This is a genomic window from Xanthobacter albus, from assembly GCF_043194895.2.
In the GTDB taxonomy this organism is placed as follows: domain Bacteria; phylum Pseudomonadota; class Alphaproteobacteria; order Rhizobiales; family Xanthobacteraceae; genus Xanthobacter.
The window spans coordinates 3,202,628-3,220,635 of sequence record NZ_CM195532.1; the positions used below are offsets into that span (position 1 = coordinate 3,202,628).

The 18,008-nt window shown below is 64.7% G+C and carries 17 protein-coding genes; 16 read left to right on the plus strand and 1 reads right to left on the minus strand.

Going from position 1 to position 18,008, the window contains the following annotated elements; all coding sequences use genetic code 11:
* Positions 1–22: 22 nt before the first annotated feature.
* The 4 genes from V5F75_RS14320 to V5F75_RS14335 all read left to right on the plus strand — a co-directional run bounded on the left by V5F75_RS14320 (position 23) and on the right by V5F75_RS14335 (position 7,335).
* The gene (locus tag V5F75_RS14320) at positions 23–1,387 is read left to right on the plus strand and encodes a polysaccharide pyruvyl transferase family protein (RefSeq protein WP_394037840.1); all 1,365 of its coding nucleotides are present in this window, start codon (positions 23–25) and stop codon (positions 1,385–1,387) included.
* 537 nt (positions 1,388–1,924) lie between these two features.
* Entirely contained in the window at positions 1,925–5,140 is a 3,216-nt protein-coding gene (locus V5F75_RS14325) for a hypothetical protein (RefSeq protein ID WP_394037842.1), read from the plus strand.
* A gap of 333 nt (positions 5,141–5,473) precedes the next feature.
* Positions 5,474–6,829 carry a DUF6538 domain-containing protein gene (locus V5F75_RS14330; RefSeq protein ID WP_394037844.1) on the plus strand — a complete coding sequence of 452 codons (1,356 nt, stop codon included), beginning with the start codon at positions 5,474–5,476 and terminating at the stop codon, positions 6,827–6,829.
* A 2-nt stretch (positions 6,830–6,831) separates the two neighbouring features.
* Positions 6,832–7,335 (plus strand): hypothetical protein, encoded by a 504-nt coding sequence (locus tag V5F75_RS14335; RefSeq protein WP_394037846.1) that lies wholly within the window; start codon positions 6,832–6,834, stop codon positions 7,333–7,335.
* 68 nt (positions 7,336–7,403) lie between these two features.
* Here V5F75_RS14335 and V5F75_RS14340 read toward each other — a convergent pair whose 3' ends face one another.
* A complete protein-coding gene (locus tag V5F75_RS14340; protein WP_509212085.1) occupies positions 7,404–8,006 on the minus strand; it encodes a BRO family protein in 603 nt (200 codons plus the stop codon).
* A gap of 369 nt (positions 8,007–8,375) precedes the next feature.
* Here V5F75_RS14340 and V5F75_RS14345 point away from each other — a divergent pair, with 369 nt between their 5' ends.
* The 12 genes from V5F75_RS14345 (at position 8,376) to V5F75_RS14400 (ending at position 17,900) form a co-directional block, all read left to right on the plus strand.
* Positions 8,376–8,786, plus strand: a complete 411-nt coding sequence (locus V5F75_RS14345; protein WP_394037850.1) for a hypothetical protein — start codon at positions 8,376–8,378, stop codon at positions 8,784–8,786.
* A gap of 529 nt (positions 8,787–9,315) precedes the next feature.
* The gene (locus tag V5F75_RS14350; protein WP_394037852.1) at positions 9,316–9,693 is read left to right on the plus strand and encodes a hypothetical protein; all 378 of its coding nucleotides are present in this window, start codon (positions 9,316–9,318) and stop codon (positions 9,691–9,693) included.
* Complete coding sequence (locus V5F75_RS14355; protein WP_394037854.1) at positions 9,690–10,325, plus strand: DUF3102 domain-containing protein; 636 nt, start codon at positions 9,690–9,692, stop codon at positions 10,323–10,325. The genes V5F75_RS14350 and V5F75_RS14355 overlap by 4 nt, the downstream gene beginning before the upstream one ends.
* Before the next feature lie 166 nt (positions 10,326–10,491).
* Positions 10,492–11,118 (plus strand): Rha family transcriptional regulator, encoded by a 627-nt coding sequence (locus V5F75_RS14360; protein ID WP_394037856.1) that lies wholly within the window; start codon positions 10,492–10,494, stop codon positions 11,116–11,118.
* A 181-nt stretch (positions 11,119–11,299) separates the two neighbouring features.
* Positions 11,300–12,298 (plus strand): hypothetical protein, encoded by a 999-nt coding sequence (locus tag V5F75_RS14365; protein ID WP_509212086.1) that lies wholly within the window; start codon positions 11,300–11,302, stop codon positions 12,296–12,298.
* A 589-nt stretch (positions 12,299–12,887) separates the two neighbouring features.
* Positions 12,888–13,823: a major capsid protein gene (locus V5F75_RS14370; RefSeq protein ID WP_394038139.1), complete on the plus strand. Its 936-nt coding sequence runs from the start codon at positions 12,888–12,890 to the stop codon at positions 13,821–13,823.
* Positions 13,823–13,984, plus strand: a complete 162-nt coding sequence (locus V5F75_RS14375; protein ID WP_394038137.1) for a hypothetical protein — start codon at positions 13,823–13,825, stop codon at positions 13,982–13,984. Before V5F75_RS14370 ends, V5F75_RS14375 begins: the two co-directional genes overlap by 1 nt.
* Before the next feature lie 174 nt (positions 13,985–14,158).
* Positions 14,159–14,683, plus strand: a complete 525-nt coding sequence (locus V5F75_RS14380; protein WP_394038135.1) for a hypothetical protein — start codon at positions 14,159–14,161, stop codon at positions 14,681–14,683.
* A gap of 52 nt (positions 14,684–14,735) precedes the next feature.
* Entirely contained in the window at positions 14,736–15,038 is a 303-nt protein-coding gene (locus V5F75_RS14385; protein WP_394038133.1) for a hypothetical protein, read from the plus strand.
* Positions 15,039–15,040: 2 nt separating this feature from the next.
* Positions 15,041–15,322 carry a hypothetical protein gene (locus V5F75_RS14390; protein ID WP_394038131.1) on the plus strand — a complete coding sequence of 94 codons (282 nt, stop codon included), beginning with the start codon at positions 15,041–15,043 and terminating at the stop codon, positions 15,320–15,322.
* A gap of 65 nt (positions 15,323–15,387) precedes the next feature.
* Complete coding sequence (locus V5F75_RS14395) at positions 15,388–15,573, plus strand: hypothetical protein (protein WP_394034877.1); 186 nt, start codon at positions 15,388–15,390, stop codon at positions 15,571–15,573.
* Between the two features lie 14 nt (positions 15,574–15,587).
* Complete coding sequence (locus tag V5F75_RS14400; RefSeq protein WP_509212087.1) at positions 15,588–17,900, plus strand: hypothetical protein; 2,313 nt, start codon at positions 15,588–15,590, stop codon at positions 17,898–17,900.
* Positions 17,901–18,008: the final 108 nt, after the last annotated feature.

Here is an 18,008-nt window from a genome sequence, read left to right on the forward strand (position 1 = left end):
CATAAACTCGCAGGCGGCATCGATGAATCTACAGAACCAAGAAAGCAATTGGACGAAATACGATAGGACGCCGGAGATATTTCGCGAGGTCGCCGCGCTCGGACCTTCACCGAAAATCCTGAGTTTCGGCTGCTCTACTGGCGAAGAGGTGCGCACGCTTCGAGATAAATATTTCCCTAGCAGCACCATCCACGGAATAGATATCGATCGCGAGATTATAGAGAGCAATCAGCGAAATAACCCAGACCCTGATATTGAATATTTTGTAGATCCGGCGGATCTTGACTCTGATTACGATCTGATTTTTTGCATGTCCGTGCTCTGCAGATGGCCGGATGGACAAGATTTATATTATTTCGAGACCTTTCACAGAACACTTCTTAGCATAGATCGGCGCCTGAAGCCGGGGGGGCTTCTCGTTGTATATAATGGTCAGTTCTTTCTCGAAGAAACGCTGCTTCGGGATCATTACGAGGCGGTCGAGATCGATCATCGAGACAGTGGTTTCGTAAAAAAATATCACCGGGATTTCACTCCTTTCATCGGCGTGCATGAAACGACGGTCTACCGAAAGCTCTCCAACCTTGAGCGCCGATATGGTGTGATATGGGCCAACACCGAGAATATCGGTGATGACATTCAAACGCTTGCCGCAATGCATTTCCTGAGCAAGCGCGGCGTTCAAACGGTTGAATGCATCAACCGTGAAATGTTGTCGGATTATAAGGGCGGGCCGCTGTTCGTAATCATGAACGGCTGGTTTATGCACAATATCTCGAAATTCCCCCCGCCTCCACCGATCATTCCCATATTCATCAGCTTTCACTGCTCGGATGAACGTCTAATCGTTCAGAATAAGAATTATTTTCTTCGTCACGCCCCCATTGGATGCCGTGACGAGTCGACCGTGAACATGTTCCGCAAGCACGGGATTCCGGCCTATTTCACCGGCTGCCTCACACTGGGGTTCGATCCGGTTGAAAAGAAAACATCCGGTCGATTTGCGGTAGATATCAATACCTGCTCTTATATCCCTCCGGTTGCAGTTGCCGATGAGGAGATCAAGGACTTCGTTCGACTGCGCCATGACCTGCCGGCAGGTGCCGATCGAGATGATATCGGGCGACGCCTGGGTCTTGCGAAGGCATTGCTGGAGCTTTACGGCAGCGCCGATCTTGTGGTCACAACGCGCCTGCACTGCGTGTTGCCCTGCCGTGCCATGGGAACGAAAGTGAAATTCGTGCACGCGAACCTCCTTGGCGATCCCCGCTTCTATGGATTGCACAGTGTACTGGCAGGCGCTGCGCAGGTAAGTGCAGCACGTGAAACGGTACCGCGCGCGCGCATCGATCGCGTGCTCGAAAATTTCTCAAGGATCGAGATCTAAAGTCCCTCTCTCGTAGTGCCCTCGGAGGTCATTCTGGAGCATTTTTGCCAGAAAATGACTTCAAGTGCGCGAGAGTGGGAAGCAGATATCACCGGCAATCAGAGCGGGGACATTGAACCCAGGGGTATCCGCGACCGGGGCGTTTGCCCCGGCGATGCGGCCTTGCGGAGAGGCGATGCGGCGCCTCTCCAAACTCGGGATAGGCCTGCGGCAGTCCTCCCTCACTGACGGAGGGCTGCAATCTTAAGGATGCCGCTCATCCCTTCCCAGCTGCCGCTCCAGCGCTGGTCAGCCTGGCGCAATCAACGTCTGTTCTGGTCCCGCCACGAAGCACCTCTTACATCGCGGATAGCCTATGCGGACGCGCGGCGCGAGCTCTTGGAGACCGGGATTGCGCCCTCGCGGCCGCTCCCTCCGGCAAAGCCTGCTGACGTCGGCAGGTACGCGCAGCTTCGCGAACGGAGGTAGAGCCGCACCCGCTCGCGCCGCGTTGCAAGCCCATCGCCTGCAGCCAAATTTCGTCCGGGAGAGCATGCAGTGAGCGAGACGGGGAAGAAGCCGCGCGTCCTTGTGGTGACAAGCTACCACAAGGAGGAGCGGGCCCTCATCGAGCGGACGATCCGCTCGGTGGCCAACCAGACCGCGGCCGCGACCGGCGCGGCTATCGATCACATGCTGATCGCCGATGGCTTCCCCCAGGACTGGATCGACGGCGAGGCCGTGCGCCACATCCGTCTGGACCTTGCCCATGCCGACTATGGCAATACCCCGCGCGGAGTGGGCACGCTTCTCGGCGTCGTCGAGGACTACGACGCCATCTGCTATTGCGACGCCGACAATTGGTTCGAGCCGGACCACATCGCGGCGTGTCTCGCACTGGCAGCAAAGTACGGCGACAACGTCGACTATGTGGTTGCCCAGCGCACCATGCGCCGGCCCGACGGCAGCGTGCTTCCGGTGGCCGACGAGCCCATCGAGCACCACGTCGATACCAACTGCTTCTTCTTCCTGCCCTCGTCCTTTCCCTGGCTCCACCGCTTCGCTTCCATGCCGCGCCCGATGTCTTCCATCGGGGACCGGATCTTCTACGCTTCGCTAAAGGCGGCGAAGCTCAAGATGGCTGTCGTCCAGCAGCCCACGGTGGCCTACCAATGCATGTGGGAATCGATCTACCGCGCCGTTGGGGAAAGGCCGCCGGAAGGCGCCAAGCCCAATGTGGATTCGTCGCAGGTCGACCGTTGGCTCGACACCCTCACTGACCGCGAGCGCACCATCGTCGCCCGCCTCACCGGTTTTTCCTTCCCGCGCCGGCCAGGCATGGCGGAGCCCTCCTCCGCCCGGCCGCGGACACCGCGCGTGCTGGTCGTCAGCGCCTATTACAAGGAAGACCGGGCCATGCTGGAGGCTTGCGTGGCCTCTGTCGCGGCGCAGACGGCGGCGGCGAAGGGGCTCGCCACCATCGGCCACATGCTGGTGGCCGATGGCTTCCCGCAGGATTGGATCGACGGAACCGGGCTGCGGCACATCAAGCTGGACCGGGCACACGGCGACTACGGCAACACGCCGCGCGGCGTGGGTGCTCTGCTTGCCCTTGCCGAGGATTGGGACGCGCTCTGCTTTCTTGATGCGGACAACCAGTATCAGCCGCACCATGTGGAGGCCTGCTTGGCGCGGGCGCAGGAGATCGGTCCAGATTGCGACTGGCTCCTGGGGCTGCGCTTCTATCGCCGGCCGGACTGGTCACTCATGCCCATCCGCGGTGACGAACGCGACATCGACACCAACTGCTTCTTCTTCCTGCGTGGTTCATTCCACCTGCTGCACCATTTCGCCACGCAACCGCGGGAGATCGCCCTGGCTGGCGACCAGGTCTTCCATCAGGTGCTGAAGAATTCCGGCCTGGTCAGCGGGCGTCTGAACGAGCAGACGGTCGATTATCTCTGCATGTGGGCCCCCACATATGAGAGGCTGGGAGAGACGCCCCCGCCGGGCGCGCGCCCCTTCGCCGACCCCGAAGCCATGCACGCGTGGCTCATGTCGCAGCCGCCGGCGCGCCGCCGGAACATCCTTCGCCTCATCGGCCTTGGCGGCCAAGGGGGGAACACGATTCCCGGAGAGCGGCGTGATCCGCCCCAGGCAGGAGCGACGGCGGGGGCACCCGCCGCGGCCACTTCCTTCGCCAAGGCCGACAAGCCCGCCGCGCCCTCCTATCCGGCCAGGACACCGGCCACAATCGGAACACCGACCATGACCGCTTCTCCTGCAAAGACAGCCAAGCTCGATATCTCCTCCTTTAGGATTGGAGCGCCGACGGGGGATGGTACGGCGGCGGCCCTTGCCGCCCTCGAGACGGGCAAGCCCCGCGTGCGGACTTTTGGCGTCTTCGACACGCTGATCGCCCGGCGCTGCATCGAGCCATCCGCGATCTTCGAGCTGGTCGCTCAACGCATCGGCATGCCCGATTTCCCGGATGCGCGGAAGAAGGCCGAAGCGGCGGTCGCCGGAAGTGCCGGGGATATCGACGCCATCTACGACGAGCTCGCCCAGGCTCTCCATCTCGACGCCGCTCGGGTGCAGGAGATCAAGGCGATCGAAATCGAGGTCGAGCTTGAGCAGGCCCTGCCGATCGCGGAAAATCTCGCGGAAGTGCGTCATGGCGATATTCTGATCTGCGACACCCATCTGAGCGCGCCCATCATCCGGCGGCTCCTCGATAAAGTTGGCGCTGACCAGCAGGTCGGCCTGATTGCGACCAGCACCGGCAAGAGCTCAGGCGAGATCTGGCGGCTCGTGACGAGCGCCATCGAGATCAAGGAGCATCTGGGCGCCGATGCGCATGCGGATGTCTCGGTGCCCGCCTCCCTCCACATTCAAACCCGCCACACCGCGCTTTCCGAGCTGAGCACTGTGGAGGAAGTCCTGAAATCCCTCGGCCTGCGACCGCTCGCGGAGCTGTGCCGGGAAACCCGCCTCGTAACCTGGTCGCCGGATCAGCAGGCTCGCAAGCTCCAGCTCGTGCAGGCAAGCTTGAATCTTCCCATCTTGCTGCTCTCCAGCGTCTCCCTGCTGCGGCTCGGCGAGCAGCTCGGAAAACGGTCCGTGCTGTTCTCCGGCGGCAATTGCGACATGTGGCGCCTGCTGTTCGACGAGATGGCACGGCGCAAAGGCGCGCAGCGCGCGTCGAGCTCTTTCTACACCAGCCGCAGCGCCCGAACTCACACTTCGCCGGGCGACCTCCGCTATGCGCGCCAGCTCATCGACGAAGACGCTATCGTCGTCGATCTCTGCGGCTCCGGCTCGTCCTGGGCTCACCTGGCGCAGGAGCTGGGCCGGGAAGAGATGCCCCTTTTCCTCTTTCACCAGCACGCGCCGATCGCTGCCCGTGAGATCAATTCCGCGTCGCCCGGAACCTGCGTTGTGCATAGCGTCGTTCCGCCGGGCGCCGCCGGTTTGGATTGCTCCGCGATCGAGATGTGCAATTACTCAGATCACGGCAAATTCGCGGAGGTGCGCCTGATCGGCGACTTCGCCGTTCCGGTTTTCGCTCCCGATTCGCGCGACGCGGCGACACTCGGTCTCATCCGCGCGCAGCACGTGTGCTTCAAGACAGCCTTGAGGCTTCTCGACCACTACGATTGGCGAGACATCCTCGATCTGGACGATGACTCCATAAGGACGGTCTGCGCGGCCCTCTATGAGGTCTTGTCACGCCAGAACGTGCTGAAAGATGCCTTCGGCTCCAGTCACGCGTGAGGAGGACAGGGCCGCTCGTCAACGGATGGCGTGCCCATCGCATTTTCCTCACGCGAAGCGGTATCCACTTCGCGTGAGAACGCTCTCGCGCCGATGAGAGAGCGCGCAGCGTATAAACCTCTCGTGGCACGAAGCGACGGATTTTCCATCTGGAAATCGACACGGAGCGTGACGGCGCAAAGCCGCAATCGAACGCGCCAACATTTTCGCGGGAGGTGGTGAGCCCGTCGGGATGGTTTCACAGGCGGGCCGAGAGCCCTTGTAGCCGTTGATTTTTCTTGATTTTACCTTATTCCATGGGGTACCGATTTGGGGTCCTACTGGGGTCCCTGCATGCGTCACGACACGCGTTTCCTTGAGCTTCACGGCAACCAATACCGCGTCAAGGTGAAGGTCCCTGCGGATGCCAGACCGGTGCTCGGCAAGGCTCACCTCAAGGTGCCTCTGCATACGGACAGCCTCGTCAAGGCCAACATGCTCAAATGGCCTGTGGTCGCCCGCCTGAAGGCAGAGATTGATGCAGCAAGACGCACTGCTGAAGCCAAGGCAGCAGGCGGCAATCCGGTGGTGGTCGAGGCGATGGAATGGCGGGAGGCCCTTGCCCAGGGTGACGAAATAGCCGCTGACATCCTCCTTCCCGAACGAGCGGAGGAGATCGAGCAGAAGCACGGCGCTGAGGCGGCGAAGGCGTTCGTCAATGTGGCGAAGGGCAAGGCTACGCCCATTGCAACGCTGCTCGCACCCTGGCTGGCAGAGGCGCAATATGCGGGCCGCACGGAAGCGGCCTACCGCCAAGCCGTTGCGAAGTTCCTCGAATGGGCTGAAAAATCGTCTATCTCGCCCATCGTCGAGGCCGTGGACCGGAGGGCCGCCGGGCGGTATATCCAAGAGGTCTTCGTGACACCGGGCGCGGACCCTGCGACAGCGAACAAGCTTGTGTCCGGCCTCTCCGCCCTGTGGGCGTGGGCGATCAAGCGAGGGCACGGCGCCGAAGCAAACCCCTGGATTGGTCAGGGCCTCAGGGCAAAGAAGGTCAAGGCTCCTGATGGCGGCGGCGCGACACGTCCATTCACCGACAAGGAGGTGTCGGCCATCCTCGTAGGAGCCAACGGAACGCTTGGCGATATGTGCCGGGTCGCGGCTCTGACGGGGATGCGCCTCAGCGAGATCGCCGGCATCAAGGTCGCGGACGTGCACTTGGAGGGCGCGGGAAGCCCGTTCCTTCAGGTGGTCGAGGGTAAAACGGATGCCGCAAGCCGCGCCGTCCCCCTGCACCCAGACTTGCGGCCCCTGGTGTCCCTCCGCTGCAAAGGGAAGAAGGAAAATGCGTTTCTCTTCCACGAGCTGCCGGAACAGCGTAGTCAGCAGCGCTCACGCGGCACGGCAATGTCGCAGACCTTCACCCGCCTCCTCCGCGAACTGAAACTGGAAGACAAGCTGCCCGGCCACCGCCAAGCTCGCACCGGTTTCCACTCCTGGCGCCGCTGGTTCATCCGCAAGGCTGTCGAGGCTCTTGAACAGGGCGCCACAGGCTTCACAGCCTGGACCCTGGCGGATGTGGTCGGCCACTCCAAGGAGGCCGGACCGTTGCCCATGACCATGGGGCGCTATCCTGGCGCGGCGGGGATGGAGGCGAAGCGTGCGTGTGTCCTAGCGGTGCAACTTCCCAAGGCAGAGGCGAAGGAATAGCCATGGCCCATTTCATCCCCGCAACTGAAGAGCACGTTGACCTTCTCCTCAAGAACCTGCGGCCCGCTGACCGGGCGGAGCTTGAGGCGCTCCTTGGTGACGAGAAGCTGTGGAAGCCGGCCATCCTGGCAATGCTCGGCCCCTACCATCACCTCCCGCAGGAGGCTTTCGCCATGTACGCGGACAGCGGAGAGTTCGCCGGTATGTGCGGGGTGTTCCGCTACAACACCCCAGACGCCTTCAAGCCGCAGGTGTGGATGCTCGGGACTCCGGTCCTGGAGAAGCACCAGACTGAGTTTCTTCGCGCCGGCCGGAAGTGGGTTCGGGAGATGGCGGACAGGCACGGCCATATCAGTAACCATGTGGACGCCCGGAATACGAAGGCCATCCAGTGGCTCCGCTGGCTGGGCTTTAAGTTCAACGGAAGCATCCACTGTTGGGGCGTGGCTCGCCTCCCGTTCCTCTATTTCAGCATGATAGGACATAAGAAGGAAGAATGTGCGTAGCAGCCCTCCCTCTCCTGAGCATGGGCTGTGCGGCGACGTGTGGGCTGTGAGGGGATGCAACTTGACCGTCACGTGCGAGCACGTCCATCGTAGGCGCCGTCCTTGCGGATGGCGGGGAGCACCACGCGCGTCACCCACCCTTGGAACGCCCACGCCTCGGGCTTGTCGGAGCGCATGATGAGCTTGTAGAGCCCGCTCTCGGAGACGAGCGCGTGCTTTCGCGGGTAGCCGGCCGTCAGTTCGATCCGATCGAACCAAACCTCGTCGGCCTGGAGCTTCTTCATGGCCTCCGTCACATTGACCTTGCCGCCATAGACGTAGACGCCGAGGGCTCGGCACACGTCCGACGCCACCCACCACGGGGCGCCGTCAACTCCGGCCTCGCCGGAGCCTCGGAGCATCATCACGCGCACGTCGTGGCTATCTCGAACTGCCAGCTTGCTGACGCAAGGAGTGCCTTGGGCCATGGCCGCGTAGCGGCTGGGGGTGAAGCCCATGGCGAGGAGCGTGAAGCCGTCCCGGTCCATCTGGTAGGCGGGGTACTCGCGACCGCCAGGAACGGCCTGATAGGGGCATGCCTCAAAATTGAGGGATGCCCCCGGAGCCTGTGAAATCAAGGCGTTGATGTCCCGAATAACGTTGTAGTGCTCCTTCCCGAAATACCGGGCCACGTCCCGCGAGCTGGTGACGAGCTTGCCGCCGGAGGAGGCGATGACGATGGGGCGGGATACGCCTGTTCCCTGCGATGCCCATCCAGCCGCTTGCGGACTCCTTGGAGGCCCGCCAGACCCCCTCGGGCTACATCCCCAGCCTCGGCTGCTGGATCGACTCCCAGCGCCTCCTGAAGCGCTTCCGTGCATGCATCACAAACGTGAATCGATCTATCCCTAATTGATTCCAAAATGTCGTTGGACGCTGCGATGGCCTGCGGTGAAGAAGGGCGTATTCAACAAACAGAATATCATGGGAAACACAAAATGAATGCTGCCATGCCCGCCCGCTTCCCCTCTCCCATCCCACTCCACCCCTACGGATGCCGCGTGGAAGACATCCCCACCCACCTGGAAAATGGCCGCCCCCTCATGACCTGGGATGGGTGGTCGCCTCGGGACTGCCTCAACCTCGACCGGCCTGACGGCCTCGATCGCGCCCCGCCCCCCGGCTGGTATTCCATCCCGCACTGGGCGGCCCTAACGGAATGGCGCATCTTCGATACCTTTTGCGCCGGTATGCCGGAGGTCATAAGCGAATGGATCGGCCTGCCGGGTGGCGTTGCTGCCGGGGGCTCCGCCAAATTCGACGGGCAGGAGCAGGGCAAGGCACTGGAACTCATGAGGCAGGAGGGCATGGCGCCCATCGAATGGCCGGCGCCGCACCGGATGCACGCGGAGTTGGGCATCACCACGGTGCTGCTGTTCCCCGACCCCATCTTGCGGGCGATCTTCGATTGAGTGGCGGCATTTTCTCCGCCATGGCCTAGGATCGCCTGGGAGTTCGCCTGGGGCCCATTCGTGCCGCTCGGCTACGTTGCCAGCCGCGTGGCGCTGGCGCGACTCTGGCGGGCTCCCAGGCCATTGGAGCGCCTGCTGGGTTTTGTCCCACGGGAGCCTAATGCCCTGGGTAAGATTACTTAATGCTTATCTTAAAGAGACTCTTCATGTGCTCTTGAAGATAGCTTGAAGGGACCTGTAAGATTTTCATAGGTTGCCCTTCAGTTTCTTCCGTAGCAGGGGTGTACGAAGTACCCCCTGTATAAGACCTCTATCAGACCCTCTCCTCAGTGGAGGGGATGGGGGGCCTGCCAAGGCTTCGAAGAGAGGGGGAGACGGCTCAGCCGAGGAGCCACCACAAAGCAAAAGCGCATAGGGTCGTCGTGATGGCAGCGGTGCGCACCTCTTCGCGAACGAGCATATGCATTCTTACAATCCCAGGTAGAATTTTCCTGCTATAGCAGTGCGGCTCCCGCCAGCCAAGCGTTACGTGCAAATTGCCGGGAGCGTCGCCTCCGACGCCTTTGGCCTCGGAGTGAACCTCCCGAAAATCAAAAATCTCACCGGTGAGATTTACGGCGGGACTGTGGCAGTGCTCCCCACCAGCCTGTTCGCCCTCCAGGATGCGATGGGCTTCCTGGTCCCCGAAAGCCGCTGGGCCGGAATGGTCAAGCGGCTCCAAGCCCTTCCCAGCTACTACGGCCGGACGGACCTGAAGAAGCGCTCCCCTTGGCCGACGCCCTGCTTCGACCTCGCCGAAGTCGAGCAAGCCCTTCTCCTCATGTGGCCGGGCCGCCGGAAGGACCACTCCGACAGCAAGGCGCACGGCATCATCGAAAAGTTCAAGAGCAAGTGGGGTGTGAAGTGAACGCAGTCGTCCTCGTCGAAGACCCCGCCTACCTCGCCCGTGCGATCAATTACGCCCACCAGCAAGTGGTCGATCACGGCAAGTCCATGCTGGTCTACGCGGCGGATGCCGGAAGGGGGCTCATCGCCGTGAAGGGGATGCTCCAGCACGGCGAGTTCAAGCCGTGGATCGAGAAGAACTGCGCTTGCACCTATTCCCAGGCCGCTCGCTACATGAAGGTGGCGAAAAATCTTGGCGACAAGACTTTTGAAGCGGACCTGGATGCCGGCATCGAAGCCTTCCTGGGATACGACAAGCCCAAAACCCCGCACCCCACCCCCACCGACCTCTCCCAGGACGACGCGTCCCACGCCCTGAAGCTTCAGGCTCTCGTCGAGCGTGGCGCCACCGAAGGGGAGCGTGACGTGGCCCGGCGGAAGCTGGAAGCCTTCGCGAAGGGGTTCAGGGACCCGCAGAGCGGGCAGGCCTACACGGCTGAAGCGCTTGTGGGGAAGGCCCAAGACCTCCTCCCGAACTCGGGGAAGACCTCCGACCAGATCGAGCTGGACAAGGCGGAAGCCGAAGCCTCCGCCCGCACCGACGCGGAGCACGTCATTGTTGAGCCTTCCGGGTTTTGTCCCACGGGAGCCTAACTCCAACCGCCAATGCGCAGCGTCATGCTGCGCTTTTTTGTGTCCACATTCGCCGCCCTGGCCTGACGCCTCCTCCACAATCCGGTCTCCCTCGCCCTGGCGGTGTTCTACCCGCTGCCGGGGACGGGGGAGGTGCGTCCTCCTCAAGGAATTTGGAACACACCAAATGAACGCATACCCTGTTTACACCTCCACCAACGGCGTCACCATCACTATCCGCCCCACCGTCACCAAGGGGGCCGGCGGCAAGCCCGTCACCAGCTCGCGGGACGTGGCCCGGTACTTTGGGAAGCCCCATAACGACGTGCTGAAGGCCATCCGGGCCTTGCTTTCCGAGGCTCCGGCCATTGAGGGGAATTTTTCCCGCATTGAGCTGGACGTGAAGGTCGGCTTCGGAACCCGCAAGGACCCCGCCTACCTCATGGACCGGGACGGCTTCACGCTCCTCGCCATGGGCTTCACCGGCCCCAAGGCGCTCCAGTTCAAGATGGCCTACATCGCCGAGTTCAACGCGATGGAAGCCGAGCTGAAGGCGCGGGACGAACAGCCGGCCTTCCAGCTCCCCGACTTCTCCAACCCCATCGCCGCCGCCCGCGCCTGGGCCGACGACGCGGAACAGAAGCTCCTCGCCCAGCAGGAGGTGGCCGAGCTGGCGCCCAAGGCCGAGGCCCTCGACGCCATCGCCACGGCGGACGGCCTGTTCACCCTCGGCGCCGCCGCCAAGAACCTGGGCCGACGAAGCGGAAAATCCACGGTATTTCAATGCCATGACTTAGGTTGCACGAGGGCCTAACTCCGACCACCAATGCGCAGCGTCCTGCTGCGCTTTTTTGTGTCCACATTCGCCCTCCCGCCGTGGGCCATGCCCGCCCCCTCGCCACCCTTCGTGGCCCCGACCGCCCTCTCAAGGACGCCCGTAAGGGCTCGTGGTCGTTCCCCCGGCCCATGCGCCGCACTGTGCAGGAAGATCACCGATGTTGTTGGAACCCCATGTTGTAGCCCAAGACGCCTGCCTCCCGAACGAAGACCCCTTCGCTTCCGCCAGCCTGTGGGATGGCCTGGAGCTGCCGCCGCTCGACGAAGGGGACGATGCCGCCAGCGCGGAGGAGCCGGAGCAGGGCGAGCCCCACAACGCCCATGTCGTCGCTTACCGAGCCCACCGGGAGCGCGAAGCGCACGTTGCCCGGCTCCATGCAGGCGTGGATGACATCTGGTCCCACCTCGACGGCTCCTTCCGCTGCATGACCCTGGGGCGGGACGTGGAAAGCCTGCATGTCCGCCACCTATGGGCGGATGAAGCCGAGCTGAACGCCTGGGCTGAGAGCACGCCCTATGGGCCGACCGACATCAGCCCCGTCTACCCCGCGAAGGGCTACCCGCAATGCTTCCTGCCGTGGGCGGGATGGCCCCCGGTGGTCGGCTCCGGCCACTCCGCCATGCTCCATATCTTCCGCATCTGGCGAGCGGAGGCCGTTGTGCTGGCGCAGATCGCCGCCACCGGCGGGCTTGACGACTGGGCGGGCTGGATCATCCGGCCGGGGGTGCCCGACTTCGAGAGCCTCGCCGCGTGGCGCCGCCGGCTGTTCCTGCCCCCGTCCGAACAGGAGGCCGCGCGGAAGGCCGAGAAGAGGGGCCGGAAGACGCAGGGCCAGCGCGAGCAACGCGCCCGTGACGCGGGCAAGGACGCCTCCCAGGGGCGCATTGTGCGTCCCGTGGTGGTCGATGGCGACTTCGCCTTCGTGCCCCTGAGCATGGGCTACACGGCCCGCCTTCCCGCCGCCGACGCTCCCCTGGTGGAAGGCCACAACTGGCATGTCATCGCCGCCACGGGCAAGGCGCCGTTCGCCACCCGCTTGGAGAAGCGCGAGGACGGCAGCAAGGTCCGCCTGCGGATGCACCGGCTTGAGGGCCTTTCCGGCCCTGTCGAGATCATCCCGCCGACCGCTGCGCCATCCGCGCTTCACCGCGAGTAGAGCCCCCTACATTTTCCTGAAGGGCAGTCTGGTCCCACTGCCCTGGTGTGAGAGATGCCCCTGTGTCGGCGGTAGATGCCGGCATGGGGGCACCCCCTCCAAGACCCATGAACTTCCCCGTTCGCGCTCCGGCCAATTGTGCAGCCTTGGCCGTTGCAGCGCCTCCCCCGGCAATGCCGGGTCCCCTGCCAGCCCCTCCCGTTCGCCTCCGTGCATGCGGGCTTTCCCTTTCACCGCGCCCACGCGGCGGGCGGGAGGGGCTGGCACCTCTTCGTTTCCCCTGGCGTATCGTCCGGCCCTCTCCCCTCGGGGGAGGGTGGTTCCGTGCGCCCGTGGCACCCATGCGACCCGCGTTCGGTCCCACCCCGACGCGCCGCCGGCCCCACCTTCCTCCCCCTCTCCCCCGATGCTGCCCAGCGCAGCCCACGCAGCTCCACGCCTCTCCAGGCGGCAGCCGTGCGGGCACTGAGAACCCGGCCCTGTGGTCCCCACCCCAGGAAGCCCGCGTTCTCCCCGCCTGTTCGGGACCACGCAAGACCGGAATGCCAGTCTTCAACTTCTCTCACACACCCCAAGGAAAATCCTTCAAGTGACCAATACGACCACCTCCCGCCTCGGCCAAGTCAATCAGGCCGGCGCCGTTGACGCCCTCTTCCTCAAGGTCTTCGGCGGCGAGGTCATGACCGAGTTCGAGCGGAACAACGTCTTCAAGGAACTGACCTACGTTCGCCAGATCAAGACGGGCAAGACTGCGCAGTTCCCGATGGTGGGCCGCGCTTCTTCCGCCTACCACACGCCCGGCACCTGGATCGACGGCAGCGCCATCGACCACGCGGAGAAGACCATCACCGTCGATGAGCTTCTCCAGTCCAACACGTTCATCGCGGAGGTGGACGAGGCGATGAACCACTACGACGTGCGCAGCATCTACAGCGCCGAGCTGGGGCAGGAGCTGGCCTACCAGTACGACACCCACCTCGGCGCCGTGCTGGCGCTTGCCGCTCGCGCCTCCTCGCCCATCACCGGCCGGGCCGGCGGTTCCCGCATCGCCCACGCGGACATGAGGACCGATCCCGCCCGCCTGGAAGCGGCCCTGTTCACCGCCACCCAGACCCTGGACGAGAAGAACGTGGGGCAGGCCGACCGCTACGCCGTGTTCCGCCCGGCGCAGTTCTACCTTCTCGCCCAGCGCGACCGGCTGGTGGACACCAACCTTGGCGCCAAGGGTGACGTTGCCTCCGGTGTCGTGCAGACCATCGCCGGCCTGCCCATCGTGAAGTCGAACCACGTCCCCTCCACCAACGTGACGACCGGCCCCGCCAAGTACCAGGGCGACTTCCGCACCACCGCCGGTCTCGTCTTCAACAAGTACGCGGCGGGCACCGTGCAGCTCCTCGACCTGTCGGTGGAGAGCGAGTACGAAATCCGCCGTCAGGGCAACTTCTTCATCGCGAAGTACCTCTGCGGACACGACGTGCTCCGCGCGGATTGCGCCATCGAACTGGCCACCGGCGCCGTGGCGTAATGCCCGATGACCGCCCGGTCTCCGGCAGCTTCTACCACCCCGACATGAAGCCCGCCGAAGCCGTCGCGGACGCCACGAGCGCCGCCGACGTGGTGGCGCGGTTCAACGCCTTGCTGGCGGCCCTTCGCGCGGCCGGCATCCTTGCTGAAGACGGCGACTAGCCGGCCTCGGCCGCCTCCCTCCCAGCCGCCCCCTGGACCGCCTCGCCGGCCCGGTGGGCACCTCGCGTCCTTCCAAGGACCCGCAACCCTTGCCCTTCGCCGCCTCCGTGCGGCCGGGGGTGAGGCACGCGGTCACGCTGCGCCCGTCCACCCCCTCCCGAAAGGAACATTCCGATGCCCCGCCATGCCCACGGCACGGCCTCCCAGGCCCTCTTGGTGGCTTCCCGCGTGTCCGCCCGCCCGCTGCCGGGCGCCGCCGCCATGGCGTACCGGCTCCATGCCTCCGACCGCGACGGCGAAGAGGTGGTCGCGCCCCTGGCCGGCTCTCCCGGCGTGGCTGAAGCCGCCATGCTCGCCGTGATGACGGCCCTTCAGGCCGCAGACCCGGCCGTCCCCGCCACCCTCACGCTGGTCTCCAGGGCCGCCTTCGACGCCCTGTCCCATCCGGCCTGGACGCCCTCCCGGAGCACCCCCATCGCGGCCGTCGAGGCACGGGCGGCCATGCTGGACGCGGCTTCGGCCTTTTCCGACCTGCGCGTGTCGCTGGTCGCCGTCACCGATGACGACGAAATGGCCGAGCTGGCGGGCCTTGCCCAGGCCGAGGCCGATGCGTGGGCGGCCGAGCGGATGGCGGCTCTGCCCCCGCCGGCCATGGCCACCTCCCAGACCCTCTTGGCGGCTCCGGCATCCGCCGCCTGAGCCCCCGTTTTTTCACTACGACCACCACATCCCCCTGAAAGGACATCTCCTCATGACCACCATCCCCGCCATCCCTGCCGATGTTCCGGGCCACGCCGTTTACGGCACCACGTCCCGCAGCCGGATCCCGGTCCCCATGGTCGCCGCCGGCCTCTACGCCCTGTCTCCGACCACCCTGCGCGAAGACGGCGCCTCACCTCGCCCCCTGTTCGATGTGAGCACCGAGGACGGCCGCGCCGACCGTGACGCCTACCTTGCCGACGTGGAGCGCTCCAGGGAGGCCAGGGAGGCCGCCCGCGCCCGTCATGCCGCCAAGCACGGCATGGGCGAAGGCATGTGCGGGGGAGGCATCTGACCTTGCCCAGCCTCCAGGCCATGGCCCTGGTGGACCTCAGCGACGGCAAAGGCCCCCGGCACATCCCCGGCCTCGTGTGGTCGCCCGTGTCGCGCCTGTTTGAGGTGACGTTGGACGACCCCCATGGGCGCCCGGTGTTCCTCGGCGGTTTCGAGACGCCCTCACAGGCTGTCGAGGCCATGGAGAGCATGACGGCCACCTTCGCGCGGATGGGCAGCTCCATGCCCAGCACCCGTGTGGGGGGCACGAAGCCGTCGCCGCAGGCGGCATCGAAGCCGCGTTGACCACGACCACCAGCCCCGTTCGGCCGCACATGGCCCGACCATCTGAAGCCCCAGGAGTGAAGACCATGCGTTCCGACACCGTCACCGAACTCCGAAAGGAAAACGCCCGGCTTGCCGAGGAGAACGACCGCCTCCGGCGAGACCTCCAGGCCGCCGGTTCCGCCTTCGACGTCATCATCGAAGCGTTCACGGTAGCCTCTGCCCGCATTGAACTGCTGGAGCCGGCGCAGCGCTCCCGGCTGCTGAACTGAGGAGCCTCCCCAGCATGGCGACCCGCCGCGTTGAAACCCGTGACCTCTCCGGCCCCGCGCCGCTCCAGGTCTCCCGTGACAGCGGGGACACCTACGTCTCCCCCGAACGCCCCGTCCAGGACAATGACATGGCCCGCTGGTCGGAAGCTCTGTCGTCCTTCTCTAGCGGCTTCGCTCACCTCGCCCAGCGCACCGATGCCGAGACGATGGCGGAGGCCCGCCGCCGCGCTGCCGAACTCAAGAAGCAGCAGGACGAGTACGACAAGGCCCAGGCGTACCGCTATGTCACCTCCGCCTCCCAGGAGGAGCTGAACAAGGGCGTCGCCAGCGGCACCGTTCCCGCCATCGACAACCCCGCCGCCAAGGGCATCTACAGCTCGGCTGTCGGGCAGAACATCGGGGCGCAGTACCGGGCCGACCTGGAGCGCGACCTGGGGCCGGACGGCACCCTTTCCCTCGTGGACGAGGAAGGCCGCCCCCTCCCCATCGACAAGTTCCTCGCCGACCGCTCGAAGCCCTACAGCGACCGGCTGTTCTCCGTCACCGGCCCCGGCGACCTCCACGGCAACGAGGCCCTCTACCGGAGCGTCGAGGGCACCCGTGAGATGCTCCTGAAGCGCCAGCAGGAGCAGGTCGCGGGCTTCTCCGCCAAGCGCAACGGCTACGTCATGTCCACCGGAATGCGTTCGATCCTCGGCGGGGACATCGCCTCCATGACCCCGGAACAGGTCGGAGAGCGCATGGGGGCCATCTACGGGGAGATGAAGAGGCTCCCTGGCGCCGCCAACGTCAAGTGGAACGACCTCGACGACCTCGCCATGGGCACCCTGAAGACGGCCATGCAGGCGCCCAACCTGACGCCGCAGCAGGCTCGGAACGTCCTGAAGGTGCTCGACGCGCCGATGAAGGACGGGCCGGGCCTCGGGGCCAATCCCCGCTTCGCGGACGACGTCAACCAGCTCCGGGCCAAGGCCAACGAGACCTTCGGAAAGGAGTGGGAGACACAGCAGAAGGACGGCCTCTTCAAGCAGGCCCAGGAGGCGCTTGCCCGTGGGGATGGGTCCTTCGATGCCGTGCAGGATGTTGTTGCCAAGAACCCCTTCACGGGGAACATGAAGACCTTCGGCGCCAAGGAGATCAAGGACAGCGCCGTCACCGCCCAGGCCCAGGCGATCCGTGGCCGCGTGAGGCAGCAGCTCCAGGGCCAGCCGCCGGGCGCCATCAACGGGCAGGTCTTCGCTGCCCAGGCGGAGATGTTCGTCCCTTCCGGTGTCGATAACCCGGAGTGGAAAGGGTTCCTGCACTCCTCCATCCAGGCGGCCGGCGACACCACCTCGCTCACGACCCCTGAAGGTCGGCAGCGCATGGAGCAGGCCGTCAACCTCTACGAGGCGCTGCGCACCCGCTCCCCTGCCTACGTCAACAACCTCCTCGACGGCAAGGACCGGGACTTCTACGAGACCTATCACCTCCTGCGGAAGATGGGGAGGACCGGGCAGGAAGCCGTTGAAGGCGCCGGCCGGACCCTCGACCCCGAGAGCGCCAATGGCGATCAGGTCAAGGTGCAGTACCAGAAGATCGACGAAGAGGTCGGGAAGCTCCGCGATCCTCAGGAATCATGGCTCAAGCCCTGGGGCTGGAACGGAAAGATCGCCAACCTTGGCTCCGCCCAGACGGAGATTACCCGCCGCGCCCAGCTCCTGGTGCGAACCCAGGGCATCGGCGCCAAGGATGCCGTCGCCGCCGCTGCCGCGAGCGTCCAGGAGGACGTCCCGGTCATCAACGGGCAGGCGCAGTTCAATCGCTCCTCATTCCTCACCCTCGGCAAGGAGCCCGTGGTCCAGGAGGCGCTCGATCAGGTCTACCGGCAGTTCCCCAACGAGCTGAAGGCCCAAGGCATCAACGGTTCCTCGGACCTGTCCGTGCGCTTCGAGAATGATGCCTACCGCATCGTCAACGCCGCGAACGGGGTGCCCCTCTATTCCGTCAACGGGGGCAAGCTCGCCCTAACCGACAGGGACCTCCGGGCCACCGAGAAGGTCATGTCCTTGGCGGCCAACGCCCAACTGCTTCAGGAGAAGCAGCGGATTGATGCCCACAACAAATCCCTCGGAAGCATTCCGGGGACACGCCGCCCTGAGGGCTGGCAGCCGTCAGCCGCTCCCGGAGGTCTGCTGTCGGGATTGGCTCCGCTGTTCACTCTCCCACCGGGTGCTCAAGAAGCGTTCCAAGGCCAGCCCTTGCCGGAGGAGTTGGCCCAGTGGGCACTTAAGCCCTTCTATCCGGAGCGTAAGACCGGAACGAACATTCGCGGCCGGCGTCGCTAGAAGAGCGGCAATAGACCCAATAGCTGCCCCCACCGCCTCTATTGCAGGGGCGGTGGGGGCAGCTTGGCGATATTTGCCGGAAATTTCCGAAGCCCCCTCGATAGAATA